Source organism: Enterobacter sp. E12 (genome assembly GCF_014596715.2).
Classification (GTDB): domain Bacteria; phylum Pseudomonadota; class Gammaproteobacteria; order Enterobacterales; family Enterobacteriaceae; genus Enterobacter; species Enterobacter bugandensis.
This window is the reverse complement of record NZ_CP115601.1, coordinates 3,341,282-3,354,425: the sequence shown is the minus strand read 5'-3', so window position 1 is coordinate 3,354,425 and position 13,144 is coordinate 3,341,282. Positions and strand designations below refer to the sequence as shown.

Below are 13,144 nucleotides of genomic sequence, written 5' to 3'. Positions count from 1 at the left end.
ATTTGTGCACCATATTGGGTCGCTATGTGCATACTTAAGCATTTATAATGCAAAAATTCCCGTCTGAAAGGCATTATTCTTTGCCTGACAGCGTGGATTAATGGCACATTAACCCCACCCCGTCGTCGTAAAAAAACCGTATGAAGACAGTTTGTTGAGGACAAATATGAAAAAACTCGTGTTGTCATTATCTCTGGTACTGGCCTTTTCCAGCGCCACCGCGGCCTTCGCAGCCATTCCGCAGAAAATTCGTATTGGTACCGATCCAACCTACGCGCCGTTTGAATCGAAGAATTCAAAGGGTGAACTGGTGGGTTTTGACATCGATCTGGCCAATGAGCTGTGCAAACGCATCAAAGCACAGTGTACTTATGTAGAGAACCCGCTGGATGCGCTGATCCCTTCCCTGAAAGCTAAAAAAATAGACGTGATTATGTCCTCGCTTTCCATCACCGAGAAACGTCAGCAGGAGATTGCCTTCACCGACAAGCTCTATGCGGCCGATTCACGTCTGGTAGTGGCTAAGTCTTCTGACATTCAACCGACCCTCGAGTCGCTGAAGGGGAAACGCGTGGGCGTGCTGCAGGGCACCACGCAGGAAACCTACGGTAACGAACACTGGGCGCCGAAGGGGATCGAAATCGTCTCCTATCAGGGCCAGGAAAATATTTACGCAGACCTGACGGCAGGCCGTATTGATGCGGCATTCCAGGATGAAGTCGCGGCAAGCGAAGGTTTCCTGAAAACGCCGGTGGGTAAAGATTATAAGTTCGGCGGTCCGTCCATTAAGGACGAGAAACTCTTTGGCGTGGGCACCGGTATGGGCCTGCGTAAGGAAGACAACGAACTGCGTGAGGCGCTGAACAAAGCGTTTGCTGAAATGCGCGCTGACGGTACCTACGACAAGCTGGCGAAAAAGTACTTTGATTTCAATGTGTACGGCGGCTAATCGCTCCGTCAAATAACGTGCGGCCCCTCCCGCTGGGGGAGGGGATAAGACACGGTTTACCACTCACGATACGACAGGGCTCGCGGTATGCTGTACGGATTTTCTGGCGTTATTTTACAGGGCGCGCTTGTCACCCTTGAGCTGGCTATCAGCTCCGTGGTGCTGGCGGTGCTGATAGGTCTGGCGGGCGCAGGGGCGAAGCTTTCAGCTAACAAACCGCTGGCGCTCATTTTCGAAGGCTATACCACGCTCATTCGCGGCGTACCCGATCTGGTGCTGATGCTGCTTATTTTTTACGGCCTGCAGATTGCCCTGAACAGCGTGACGGATGCGATGGGCATGGGACAAATTGATATCGACCCGATGGTGGCCGGTATTATCACCCTCGGTTTTATCTACGGTGCCTACTTCACGGAAACCTTCCGTGGCGCTTATATGGCGGTTCCCAGAGGACACATTGAAGCGGCAACCGCATTTGGTTTTACCTCTTCACAAACGTTTCGCCGGATTATGTTCCCGGCCATGATGCGCTATGCGCTGCCGGGCATCGGCAACAACTGGCAGGTTATCCTCAAAGCAACGGCGCTGGTCTCGCTGCTCGGTCTGGAAGACGTCGTGAAAGCGACTCAACTGGCGGGCAAGAGCACCTGGGAGCCGTTCTACTTTGCGGTGGTCTGCGGCGCGATCTATCTGGTCTTTACGACCGTCTCCAATGGTGTGCTGCTTCTGCTCGAGCGTCGCTACTCCGTGGGTGTGAAGAGGGCTGACCTGTGATTGAGATTATTCAGGAATACTGGAAATCCCTGCTGTGGACGGATGGCTACCGCTTTACCGGCGTGGCGATCACGCTCTGGCTGCTGATTTCTTCCGTGGTGATGGGCGGCATTCTGGCGGTGTTTCTCGCCATCGGTCGCGTGTCGAACAATAAATTTATTCAGTTCCCGATTTGGCTATTTACCTATGTGTTTCGCGGCACGCCGCTGTACGTGCAGCTGCTGGTGTTCTATTCGGGGATGTATACGCTGGAGATCGTAAAAGGCACGGAAATGCTGAATGCGTTCTTCCGCAGCGGCCTGAACTGTACGGTGCTGGCGCTAACGCTCAACACCTGCGCCTATACCACCGAGATTTTCGCCGGGGCCATTCGTTCCGTGCCGCACGGTGAGATCGAGGCGGCGCGCGCGTACGGCTTCTCCTCGGTGAAGCTTTACCGCTGCATTATTCTGCCGTCGGCGCTGCGCATTGCGCTACCGGCCTACAGCAACGAAGTCATTTTGATGCTGCACTCCACCGCGCTCGCCTTTACCGCCACGGTGCCGGACCTGCTCAAAATCGCGCGCGATATCAACTCCGCGACCTATCAGCCGTTTACCGCGTTTGGCATTGCGGCGGTGCTCTATTTAATTATCTCTTATGTTCTGATTAGCCTGTTCCGTAAGGCTGAAAAACGCTGGTTGCAGCATATAAAACCTTCTTCGACGCACTGAGAAAGATGATGGCTGAGAACAAATTAAACGTTATTGATTTGCACAAACGCTACGGCGAACATGAAGTGCTGAAAGGGGTGTCGCTGCAGGCTAACGCAGGCGACGTGATCAGTATCATCGGTTCATCCGGCTCGGGTAAAAGTACCTTCCTGCGCTGCATTAACTTCCTCGAAAAGCCGAGCGAAGGCTCGATTGTGGTGAGCGGGCAGAACATCAACCTGGTGCGTGACAAAGACGGCCAACTGAAGGTGGCGGATAAGCATCAGCTGCGCCTGCTGCGTACTCGCCTGACAATGGTGTTCCAGCATTTCAACCTCTGGAGCCACATGACGGTGCTGGAGAACGTGATGGAAGCGCCGGTTCAGGTGCTCGGTCTAAGCAAGCAGGAAGCCCGGGAACGCGCGGTGAAATACCTGGCGAAAGTGGGTATCGACGAGCGCCAGCAGATGAAGTATCCGGTACACCTCTCCGGCGGCCAGCAGCAGCGTGTCTCCATCGCCCGGGCGCTGGCAATGGAGCCGGAAGTGCTGCTGTTCGACGAACCGACCTCCGCGCTGGACCCGGAACTCGTCGGCGAAGTGCTGCGCATCATGCAGAAGTTGGCCGAAGAGGGCAAAACGATGGTGGTGGTGACGCACGAGATGGGCTTCGCCCGTAACGTCTCGAACCACGTGATTTTCCTGCATCAGGGGAAAATTGAAGAGCAGGGGCACCCTGATGAGGTGCTGGCAAACCCGCAGAGCCCGCGTTTGCAGCAGTTCCTTAAAGGATCTCTGAAATAAAGAGGGCATCAGCCCGCAGTGCAGCCCAATCGCCCGGTGACGCTTCGCTTACCGGGCCTACAAAACCCCAGGCCGGGCAAACGCAGTGCCGCCCGGCATTCAGGCCGCACCACACTCCAGGCGATACACCCAGTCGTCATACCGCACACCGTCAATCTCATACGCCTTTTCAAGCACCTGCGTGCGCACAAACCCGGCTTTCTCAAGCACCCGCACAGACCCGCCGTTGTCCGCCAGCACGTACGCGTTAATCGCCTTCACGCCGGTCTGGTTAAACGCGTAGTCACATACCGCGCGCAGCGCCTCGCTGGCGATGCCTTTTCCCTGCGCGGCAGGCACAACCGTGTAGCCGATGTCCGCCTCTTCACGATTCTCAGGGCTGATTTGCAGGCCGATATCGCCGAGTGGCGTATCTTCATTCAGAAAGCGGATCACGAAGACATGCTCCGCCATCAGGCGTGCGGCAAACACGCGTCGGGTCTCTTTCTCAGGCGCAATCGCGGCCATATAGCGCATAATGTCGCGGTTTTCGCGCAGCGAGCGGAAGAACGCCCAGTCAGAGAGTTCGAAAGGGGTGAGATGAAGCCGGGGAGTGGTGATGGTTGCCATTGTTACGCCATTTCATCGGAACATGGCGTATCACTGTAACATATTCAGCGTACCACATCCCCCAGCGCCTCTTCTAAGTCATACCAGCGAAACGCAAACCCCGCCGCTTCCAGCCGTTTTGGCAGCGCGCGCTGACCGCCCAGCACCAGCACGGACGCTTCGCCCATCAACAGGCGAATCGCCGTCGCAGGCACGCGTAATATCGCCGGGCGATGCAGGGCATGCCCCAGCGCGTGGGCAAACTGTTCATTTCGCACCGGATACGGCGCAACCATGTTAAATGGCCCGCGCAGTTCGTTATCCAGCAGCCATATAATGCCGTTCACCATATCGTCGATATGGATCCAGGCCAGGTACTGTCGCCCGTTGCCGATCGGCCCGCCGAGCCCCAGCCTGAAGGGCGGAAGCATTTTACCCAGAATGCCGCCTTTCGGCGCAAGCACCACGCCGGTACGCAGCAGGCAGACGCGGGTAATATCGCTTTGCGCCGCGCAGGCGATGCGCTCCCACTGGGCGCAGAGTTTATGGGTGAACTCGTTGTGGGGCGGCTCTTCCTCGGTCACCACCACTTCGCCGAGATCGCCGTAATAGCCCGTTGCAGAGCCTGAAATCAGCACCGACGGCGGGGTCTGGCTGTTGCGAATCAGCTCAACCAGTTTCTCAGTGATGTTCCAGCGGCTGCTGCACAACCGCTGTTTCTGCTCTTCGGTCCAGCGCTTATCGGCGATGGGTTCACCCGCAAGGTTGATGACGGCGTCGAAGCCGTCCAGATTCTGCCGATCGGCCAGCCCTTTCCAGATATCGACCCCCGCGCCCAGCACCTGGCGCGCTTTCTCCGGGCTGCGGGTCACTACGGTAATGTCGTGATGCAGCGCCTGCAAACGCGCAATGAGATGGCGCCCAATCAGGCCTGTACCGCCGGTCAGCAGAATCTCCATACAACCTCCAGGTTTACGCCTGGCGTCGCCAGCTTAACGTCATGGAGACGGAGTCGGCATAGCGCAGGGCGTGAAGTTTATCGATCTCTACTTCAGCATAAGTGACCCAGTGATGATCGCGTGCGATATCGAGCACATCCTGGGTTAATTTTTCCAGCAGAGAGAAGCGGTTGTTTTCCACGTACTGGATGATGTTTTTAGTGATTGTGCGATAGTTCAGCGCGTCATTGATGTCTTCACTGGCCCGCGCTTTGTCTGCCGGGTAGTGAATCACCACATTAATGACAATATCCTGACGGTTGGCAATCTCTTCCTCTTTGATACCAATGAACGTGCGCAAGCGTAAATTTTTTATACGAATAATAGCGTCTGGCTGTGACATTGCAGGTCTTCTCCGTGTCAGTATTTCCCGCCCATAATACATGAGAGCCTCTCAGCCACCCAGCCTCATAGGTGATTAAACCTGCTGGATTTTTTGCATTGCGCGTTCGGTGGCCGGGCGGGTCCGGATACGCTCAAACCAGTTGTTCACCGCCGGGTAAGACGCTAAGTCAATCCGGTGTTTATCATGCGTATTTACCCACGGCCAGCAGGCGATATCGGCAATGCTGTAATGGTCGCCCCCGAGCCACGGCGTTTTCTCCAGCCGCTGGTTCAGAACGCCGTAAAGACGCTGGGTTTCAACCTGATATCGCTCAATGGCGTAGGGAATGGTCTGCGGCGCGAAGGCGGTGAAGTGGTGGTTCTGCCCCAGCATCGGCCCAAAGCCGCTTGACTGCCAGAAAAGCCACTGCAGAGTGTGGTGACGCTCGCGCAGTTCACCGCTCAGCAGCTTGCCGGTTTTCTCTGCCAGATAAAGCAAAATTTCACCGGATTCAAACAGGCTTAACGGCCTGCCTCCGTCCGCCGGCTGGCTATCAATAATGGCCGGAATTTTATTGTTGGGCGAGATAGCCAAAAACACAGGGTTGAACTGTTCGCCTTTGCTGATATCCACGCGGATGATTCTGTAATCCAGTTCGGCTTCTTCGAGAAAGAGGGTGATCTTGTGGCCATTTGGGGTAGGGGCGTAATAAAGGTCAATCATTCTCAACTCCTGTCCATGCGAATAGTGGTGCCATGACAAATGAGTATAGGTGCTTGTTGTAAATCGTGAGTTTTCATCAAGTGACAGCGAAGCAAAGAGATTATATGTTGAGTAAAAACCGATCAGCCGATGAGGATGTTATGAACCAGCCCGTAATTACGTTGTGGTCCGATGCAAATTTCTTTTCTCCCTATGTTATGAGCGTTTACGTCGCGCTGGCCGAAAAGGGGCTCTCTTTTACGCTGAAGACCGTCGATCTCGACGGTGGTGAACACCTCAAACCCCAGTGGCAGGGTTACGACCTGACGCGACGCGTGCCGGTGCTGGAACTGGATGGTTTTGCACTGAGCGAATCCTCGGCGATCGATGAATATCTGGAAGATCGTTTTGCACCGCCGGAGTGGGAGCGCATCTATCCTCACGATCTGCAAAAGCGCGCCCGCGCCCGGCAGATCCAGGCGTGGCTGCGTAGCGACCTGGTGCCGATTCGCGTCGAGCGCTCCACGGATGTCGTGTTTGCCGGTGTGAAAAAGCCAGCGCTCAGCGCAGAAGGCGTCGATAGCGCGCAAAAGCTGATTGAAACTGCAACCTCGCTGCTCGCTCACGGCAACCCGAACCTGTTCGGTGAATGGTGTATTGCCGATACCGATCTGGCGCTGATGCTGAACCGTTTGATCCTCAACGGCGATGAGATCCCTCAACTGCTGGTGGACTATGCGGCGTTCCAGTGGCAGCGAGCCTCCGTACAGCGCTATGTGGCACTCTCCGCTAAGCGCGCGGGCTGATAAGCCCTGACGCTTCAGGTATGATAAGGGGAGTTTTTTTACCAGGGAGTGACGGATGAAACTGATGTTTGCGTCAGATATCCATGGATCGCTGCCCGCGACCGAGCGAGTGCTTTCTCTGTTTTCGCAAAGCGGGGCCCAATGGCTGGTGATTCTGGGGGATGTGTTAAATCATGGTCCGCGTAATGCGCTGCCGGAAGGCTATGCCCCGGCGCAGGTGGCGGAAAAGCTTAACCCGTTTGCCTCGCGCATTATCGCCGTTCGCGGTAATTGCGACAGCGAAGTCGACCAGATGCTGCTGCATTTTCCCCTTACCGCGCCATGGCAACAGGTTCTGCTGGAAAACAGCCGCCTGTTTCTGACCCACGGACACCTTTTCGGCCCGGATAATCTCCCGGCGCTCGCGGCTGGCGATGTCCTGGTTTACGGCCATACTCATATTCCGGTGGCTGAAAAACGCGGTGAGATTTACCACTTTAACCCGGGGTCGGTCAGCATCCCGAAAGGCGGGTATCCTGCGAGCTATGGCCTGCTGGATGGAAATACCCTGAGCGTTATCGCACTTAATGATCAGCAAGTTATTGCGCAGTTAGCGATTAATCCGTAAGTTACACCACAACTGCAAACGCGCCGAAAGAGCGCTTAGACGAGAAGGTTTCCCGATGGTGGAGCAGAATCATTTGGCAAGTACTGAATGGGTTGACATTGTCAGCGAAGAAAATGAAGTGATCGCGCAGGCGAGCCGCGAACAAATGCGTGCAGAGCGCCTGCGTCACCGTGCAACGTACATCGTTGTGCATGACGGCATGGGCAAGATTCTGGTCCAGCGCCGCACGGACACCAAAGATTTTCTTCCGGGCATGCTTGATGCCACCGCAGGCGGCGTCGTGCAGGCCGATGAAGTGCTGCTGGATTCCGCACGTCGTGAAGCGGAAGAAGAGTTAGGTATCGCCGGGGTGCCGTTTGCCGAGCACGGGCAGTTCTATTTCGAAGACGAACATTGCCGCGTCTGGGGTGGACTGTTTAGCTGCGTTTCCCATGGGCCTTTCGCCCTGCTGGAAGAGGAAGTGAGCGAAGTCTGCTGGATGACGCCGGAAGAGATTACCGCCCGCTGCGACGAGTTCACGCCGGATTCGTTAAAAGCGCTGGCGCTGTGGATGACCCGCAACGCCAAAAACGAATCCGCTAAGCCGGAAAACAAAGCGGAAAAAGAGGAAGAGGCTGAGTAAGCCTTAACAGCTTTCCCGCAGGCACAGGCTGGACGCGATGGGTTTTTGGTCGCGCCAGTCTCCGTCATTCAGACGTTCCAGTAGCGCTTTACCTGCCTCAATCCCAATCTTTCGATGCGGTACCGCCATCGTCGTCAGCGGCGGCTGGCAGACGCGGCTCACGTCGCTATCGCCAAAGCCCACGACAGCCAGATCGTCCGGCACTTTAATGCGTCGACGCTGACACTCATACAGCGCGCCGCAGGCCAGCTCGTCTGATACGCACACCAGCGCATCCAGCTCCGGCCACGCCAGCAAGAACTCTGGCAGCTGTGCCGCGCCGGTCGAGAAGCTCGGCGGCATCGCCGCGTTAATCACCCGGTTCGGCGACAGATGATGGCGCAGCATCGCCTTGTACCAGCCCTGCAAATGCTGCTGGAAAATCCACTGCTCCTGGTTGGCGCACAGCAGGCCGATATTCTGGTAGCCGCGCCTAATCACCATTTCCGTCAGCTCGTACATGGCCGCCACGTTATCGATCCCGATATTCATATCGATCGGATCGGCGCGCATCGCACCCATCTCCATTACCGGAATCGAGGCGTTTTTCAGCCAGTGGCGAACGGTGTCGGTGTGCTCGACGCTGAGCAAAATCGCGGCGGCGATATTTGACGCCAGCAGGGTCTCAAGCAGCTTCTCTTCCTGCTCAAGCCGATGCTGGGACTCTGCCAGCATAATCTGGTATCCGGCGGGCTGCAGCACCTGCTGTAAGCCCGCAAACATTTCAGAGCAACCGGCTTCGGAAAGGTTGGGAACTACCATCGCAATCGTCCATGAGGACGCGGATGCCAGTGCGCTGGCGGCGAGATTGGGCATATAGCCCAGCTCCTGCACCGCAGCTTCAATTTTTTCACGCAGTTTATCGGAAACCTGTTCGGGCGTGCGGAGCGCACGGGAGACGGTCATCGTGCCGACTCCGGCAAGCTGCGCGACATCAGCGAGCGTGACTTTTCCGGTACTGCGCCGTTTTCGGGTTAAAGACATACACCTTCCTGCTGACCAGACGCGTTCTTTTTTCCTTCATTTCAGGTGACAGGCAGTATACGCCTTAAATCCCTTTTTTTGCTGTGATTTCACACCATGATTACATTTTGATAGCGCTATCACATTTCTGTATGTTGGTAATTGGTAGCGCTATCTTTGTGATCGCGATCGCAGTCAATGATTGATGGGTTGAATAAAGTTTGCCCATCTTTAGCGTTTGGCGGGAGGGAAAATGCTCAAAAAGTGGATATATGATACAACCATCACGCTGCAGGATAGCGTGGAAAGCTGGCCACAGGCGCTGGAGATATGCGCGAAACCGCTGCTGGATCTGCAGGTGATTGCACCGGAATACGTGACGGCAATCATTCAGCAGCACCATACGTTAGGACCCTATTATGTGCTGGCACCAGGGCTAGCCATGCCGCATGCGCGGCCGGAGGAAGGCGCCAAAGGACTGGGCTTGTCATTACTAAAACTAAAACAGGGCGTCTCTTTTGGTGCCGGAGAGTTTGACCCTGTCGATCTGATTATTATGCTCGCGGCACCGGATAAACATAGCCATATCGAAATGATATCCGCGCTCGCTGAATTATTTTCCAGCGACGAAGATATGGAGAAATTACATCAGGCGAATACCCTGGAGGATATTAAAGCCATTATTGACCGCTTCTGATTTAATTTTTTAATCCGATTATTCACAACATTACGCGCCAGCGTGATGGGGCGTGCTCTACTCAAAATAAGGGGACAACAATGAAAATCATGGCTATTTGCGGTTCTGGCCTGGGCAGCAGTTTTATGGTCGAAATGAACATTAAAAAAGTGCTTAAAAAGCTGGACATTGAGGCCGAGGTTGAACACTCCGATCTCTCCTCCGCTACGCCGGGCGCGGCGGACCTGTTCGTGATGGCGAAAGACATTGCGGCCAGCGCCAGCGTGCCGGAAAGCCAGCTGGTGGTGATCAACAACATCATTGATATCAACGAACTCGAAGCGCAGCTGCGCGCCTGGTTCGACAGACAATAACCCTGATAAGGCGAGGTGGATATGTTTATCCTTGAAACGCTGAATTTCGTTGTCGATATTTTAAAAGTCCCTTCGGTGCTGGTGGGTTTAATTGCGTTAATTGGTCTGGTCGCGCAGAAAAAAGCATTTTCTGATGTCGTAAAAGGCACAATTAAAACGATTCTCGGCTTTATTGTACTGGGCGGTGGCGCCACGGTGCTGGTGGGGTCGTTAAACCCGTTAGGCGGCATGTTTGAGCACGCTTTTAATATCCAGGGCATTATTCCAAACAATGAAGCGATTGTGTCGATCGCGCTGGAAAAATACGGTGCCTCGACCGCGCTGATCATGGCCTTCGGCATGGTGGCGAACATTGTCGTCGCGCGCTTTACCCGCCTGAAGTACATCTTCCTGACCGGGCATCACACCTTCTACATGGCGTGCATGATCGGCGTGATCCTGACGGTCGCAGGCTTTGAAGGGGTGGGGCTGGTCTTTACCGGTTCGCTGATCCTCGGCCTGATTATGGCCTTTTTCCCGGCGATTGCGCAGCGCTATATGAAGCGTATTACCGGCAACGATGAGATCGCCTTCGGTCATTTCGGTACGCTGGGCTACGTGCTGTCCGGCTGGATTGGCAGCAGGGTCGGCAAAGGCTCGCGCTCCACCGAAGAGATGAACCTGCCGAAAAACCTCAGCTTCCTGCGCGACAGTTCGATCTCCATCTCCCTGACCATGATGATTATCTACCTGATCATGGCGGTAAGCGCCGGGCGTGAGTACGTGGAGTCCACCTTCAGCGGCGGGCAAAACTACCTGGTCTACGCCATCATCATGGCGATCACCTTCGCGGCGGGCGTGTTCATCATCCTGCAGGGCGTGCGCCTGATTCTGGCGGAAATCGTCCCGGCCTTTACCGGCTTCTCGGAAAAACTGGTGCCGAACGCGCGTCCGGCGCTGGACTGCCCGGTGGTCTACCCGTATGCGCCAAACGCGGTGCTGATTGGCTTCCTGTTCAGCTTCCTCGGGGGAATTGTGGGCTTGCTCATCTGCGGTCAGTTTAGCTGGGTGCTGATCCTGCCGGGCGTAGTGCCGCACTTCTTCACCGGCGCAACGGCAGGCGTGTTCGGTAACGCCACCGGTGGACGCCGCGGGGCAATGATAGGCGCCTTTGCTAACGGCCTGCTGATTACCTTCCTCCCGGTCCTGCTGCTGCCGGTACTGGGTGCGATTGGCTTTGCTAACACCACCTTCTCGGACGCCGACTTCGGCGCGGTCGGGATTGTGCTGGGCAACCTGGCACGCTTCCTGTCACCGCTTGCCATCACCGGGCTGGTTGTGGCGCTGTTCGCGCTGCTGGTGGCCTACAACATCTTCGCGAAAAACAAACCTGCGGATAGTAACGCGCAGGAAAATACCGGAGCCAAATCATGAATGAGAACGAGATAACCGAACTGGCGCGTCAGATCCGTCTTGAAACCCTCAAATCCCTGACGCAGCTGGGCTTTGGGCACTACGGCGGCAGCATGTCGGTGGTGGAAACCCTGGCGGTGCTGTACGGCGCCGTGATGAAGATCGACCCGGCGGATCCGGACTGGCCTGAGCGCGATTACTTTGTGCTGTCGAAAGGTCATGCAGGCCCGGCGCTCTACAGCACCCTGGCGATTAAGGGCTACTTCCCGGTTGAAGAGTTGAGCACGCTGAACCAGAACGGAACGCGTCTGCCCAGCCACCCGGACCGCCTGAAAACGCGCGGCGTGGATGCCACCACCGGTTCGCTGGGGCAGGGCATCTCCATTGCGGGCGGTATGGCACTCTCGCACAGGCTGGCCGGGCGACCGAATCGGGTCTTCTGTATCGTTGGCGACGGCGAGCTGAACGAAGGCCAGTGCTGGGAAGCGTTCCAGTTTATCGCTCACCATCGTCTGAACAACCTGACCGTGTTCGTGGACTGGAACAAACAGCAGCTCGACGGCGAACTGGACGAAATCATCTGTGCCTTCGACCTGGAGGGCAAATTCCGCGCCTTTGGCTTTGACGTGGTGACGGTCAAAGGGGACGACATTCCGGCACTGCTGAAGGTGACTTCAAGGGTACCGGAGGCCGATGCGCGTCCGCGGGTGGTGATCCTCGACAGCATCAAAGGGCAGGGGGTGCCGTACCTGGAACAGCTCAGCAACTCGCACCACCTGCGATTGACCGCGGAGAGCAAAGCGGCCCTCAATGAGACCATTCGCCAACTGGAGGCTTCACATGATTAAGGTTGCACCGGCAGGACAGAAAGACGCCGTTGAGATGCGCAAGGTCTACGCGGGCTTTGTGGCAAAGCAGATTGAGGCCGGCAGCGAGATTATCGCCCTGGAAGCGGACCTGATGAGCTCAATGGCGATGGACGGCGTAGCGCGCGATTATCCGCAGCACGTGATTAACTGCGGCATTATGGAGGCCAACGTTATTGGCACTGCGGCGGGGCTGTCGCTCACCGGCCGTAAGCCGTTCGTGCACACTTTCACCGCGTTTGCCAGCCGTCGCTGCTTCGACCAGCTGTTTATGTCCCTGGACTACCAGCGCAACAACGTGAAGGTGATTGCCTCGGATGCGGGCGTGACGGCCTGCCACAACGGCGGGACGCACATGTCCTTCGAGGATATGGGCATCGTGCGCGGTCTGGCGCATTCGGTGGTGCTGGAAGTCACCGATGCGGTGATGTTCGAGGATGTGCTGCGCCAGCTTATCGATCTCGAAGGCTTCTACTGGGTGCGCACCATCCGCAAGCAGGCGCCGAGCGTCTATGCGCCGGGCTCAACCTTTACCATTGGCAAAGGCAACGTGTTGCGCGAGGGAAGCGATATCACGCTGATTGCCAACGGTATCATGGTGGCGGAAGCGCTGGAGGCGGCGCGCCAGCTTGAACAGGAGGGGGTAAGTGCGGCGGTCATCGACATGTTTACCCTGAAGCCTATCGATCGGATGCTGGTGAAAAACTATGCCGAGAAAACCGGGCGTATTGTGACCTGCGAAAACCACAGTATTCACAACGGTCTCGGGTCAGCGGTGGCGGAAGTGCTGGTGGAGACCTGCCCGGTGCCGATGCGTCGCGTGGGCGTGAAGGAGCGTTACGGCCAGGTGGGCACACAGGACTTCCTGCAAAAAGAGTATGGCCTGACGGCGCATGACATTGTGTCGGCGGCGCGGGAGCTGCTGTAATAAAAAAAGGCGACCGTGTGGTCGCCTTTTTGTTGCCCGG

Annotated in this window: 17 protein-coding genes; 12 read left to right on the top strand and 5 right to left on the bottom strand. The window is 56.2% G+C overall.

Annotated elements, in window-relative coordinates:
- Positions 1–166: 166 nt before the first annotated feature.
- The 4 genes from hisJ to hisP all read left to right on the top strand — a co-directional run bounded on the left by hisJ (position 167) and on the right by hisP (position 3,218).
- Positions 167–949: a histidine ABC transporter substrate-binding protein HisJ gene (gene hisJ, locus IB212_RS16075; RefSeq protein ID WP_028013955.1), complete on the top strand. Its 783-nt coding sequence runs from the start codon at positions 167–169 to the stop codon at positions 947–949.
- A gap of 87 nt (positions 950–1,036) precedes the next feature.
- On the top strand, positions 1,037–1,723 hold the full coding sequence (locus IB212_RS16070) for a histidine ABC transporter permease HisQ (RefSeq protein WP_028013954.1): 687 nt from the start codon (positions 1,037–1,039) through the stop codon (positions 1,721–1,723).
- Entirely contained in the window at positions 1,720–2,436 is a 717-nt protein-coding gene (locus tag IB212_RS16065; protein ID WP_028013953.1) for an ABC transporter permease, read from the top strand. The genes IB212_RS16070 and IB212_RS16065 overlap by 4 nt, the downstream gene beginning before the upstream one ends.
- 8 nt (positions 2,437–2,444) lie before the next feature.
- Complete coding sequence (gene hisP, locus IB212_RS16060) at positions 2,445–3,218, top strand: histidine ABC transporter ATP-binding protein HisP (RefSeq protein WP_010433274.1); 774 nt, start codon at positions 2,445–2,447, stop codon at positions 3,216–3,218.
- Positions 3,219–3,317: 99 nt separating this feature from the next.
- Here the strand turns inward: hisP and IB212_RS16055 are convergent, their stop codons facing one another.
- The 4 genes from IB212_RS16055 to yfcG all read right to left on the bottom strand — a co-directional run bounded on the left by IB212_RS16055 (position 3,318) and on the right by yfcG (position 5,852).
- On the bottom strand, positions 3,318–3,827 hold the full coding sequence (locus tag IB212_RS16055; RefSeq protein ID WP_188245951.1) for a GNAT family N-acetyltransferase: 510 nt from the start codon (positions 3,825–3,827) through the stop codon (positions 3,318–3,320).
- 44 nt (positions 3,828–3,871) lie between these two features.
- A complete protein-coding gene (locus IB212_RS16050; protein ID WP_188245950.1) occupies positions 3,872–4,765 on the bottom strand; it encodes a TIGR01777 family oxidoreductase in 894 nt (297 codons plus the stop codon).
- Positions 4,766–4,778: 13 nt separating this feature from the next.
- A complete protein-coding gene (folX, locus tag IB212_RS16045; RefSeq protein ID WP_028013950.1) occupies positions 4,779–5,147 on the bottom strand; it encodes a dihydroneopterin triphosphate 2'-epimerase in 369 nt (122 codons plus the stop codon).
- 75 nt (positions 5,148–5,222) lie between these two features.
- On the bottom strand, positions 5,223–5,852 hold the full coding sequence (gene yfcG, locus IB212_RS16040) for a GSH-dependent disulfide bond oxidoreductase (RefSeq protein ID WP_028013949.1): 630 nt from the start codon (positions 5,850–5,852) through the stop codon (positions 5,223–5,225).
- A gap of 140 nt (positions 5,853–5,992) precedes the next feature.
- Between yfcG and yfcF the strand changes: the two genes are divergently transcribed.
- The 3 genes from yfcF to yfcD are packed head-to-tail and all read left to right on the top strand — an operon-like array spanning position 5,993 to position 7,866.
- Positions 5,993–6,637, top strand: a complete 645-nt coding sequence (gene yfcF, locus IB212_RS16035) for a glutathione transferase (protein ID WP_041908907.1) — start codon at positions 5,993–5,995, stop codon at positions 6,635–6,637.
- A gap of 55 nt (positions 6,638–6,692) precedes the next feature.
- Positions 6,693–7,244, top strand: a complete 552-nt coding sequence (yfcE, locus tag IB212_RS16030) for a phosphodiesterase (protein WP_188245949.1) — start codon at positions 6,693–6,695, stop codon at positions 7,242–7,244.
- Between the two features lie 55 nt (positions 7,245–7,299).
- Positions 7,300–7,866, top strand: coding sequence for an NUDIX hydrolase YfcD (gene yfcD, locus IB212_RS16025; RefSeq protein WP_188245948.1), 567 nt, complete (start codon positions 7,300–7,302; stop codon positions 7,864–7,866).
- Positions 7,867–7,869: 3 nt separating this feature from the next.
- Here the strand turns inward: yfcD and IB212_RS16020 are convergent, their stop codons facing one another.
- Positions 7,870–8,889, bottom strand: a complete 1,020-nt coding sequence (locus IB212_RS16020) for a LacI family DNA-binding transcriptional regulator (protein WP_041908911.1) — start codon at positions 8,887–8,889, stop codon at positions 7,870–7,872.
- Positions 8,890–9,121: 232 nt separating this feature from the next.
- On the opposite strand from IB212_RS16020, the gene IB212_RS16015 reads away from it, so the two are divergent.
- The 5 genes from IB212_RS16015 to IB212_RS15995 all read left to right on the top strand — a co-directional run bounded on the left by IB212_RS16015 (position 9,122) and on the right by IB212_RS15995 (position 13,104).
- A complete protein-coding gene (locus tag IB212_RS16015) occupies positions 9,122–9,565 on the top strand; it encodes a PTS sugar transporter subunit IIA (RefSeq protein ID WP_028013945.1) in 444 nt (147 codons plus the stop codon).
- A gap of 80 nt (positions 9,566–9,645) precedes the next feature.
- Positions 9,646–9,918, top strand: a complete 273-nt coding sequence (locus IB212_RS16010; RefSeq protein WP_041908914.1) for a PTS sugar transporter subunit IIB — start codon at positions 9,646–9,648, stop codon at positions 9,916–9,918.
- Positions 9,919–9,939: 21 nt separating this feature from the next.
- Positions 9,940–11,331: a PTS ascorbate transporter subunit IIC gene (locus IB212_RS16005; RefSeq protein ID WP_188245947.1), complete on the top strand. Its 1,392-nt coding sequence runs from the start codon at positions 9,940–9,942 to the stop codon at positions 11,329–11,331.
- On the top strand, positions 11,328–12,158 hold the full coding sequence (locus IB212_RS16000) for a transketolase (protein WP_028013942.1): 831 nt from the start codon (positions 11,328–11,330) through the stop codon (positions 12,156–12,158). The genes IB212_RS16005 and IB212_RS16000 overlap by 4 nt, the downstream gene beginning before the upstream one ends.
- Positions 12,151–13,104: a transketolase family protein gene (locus tag IB212_RS15995; RefSeq protein WP_045259691.1), complete on the top strand. Its 954-nt coding sequence runs from the start codon at positions 12,151–12,153 to the stop codon at positions 13,102–13,104. Before IB212_RS16000 ends, IB212_RS15995 begins: the two co-directional genes overlap by 8 nt.
- Positions 13,105–13,144: the final 40 nt, after the last annotated feature.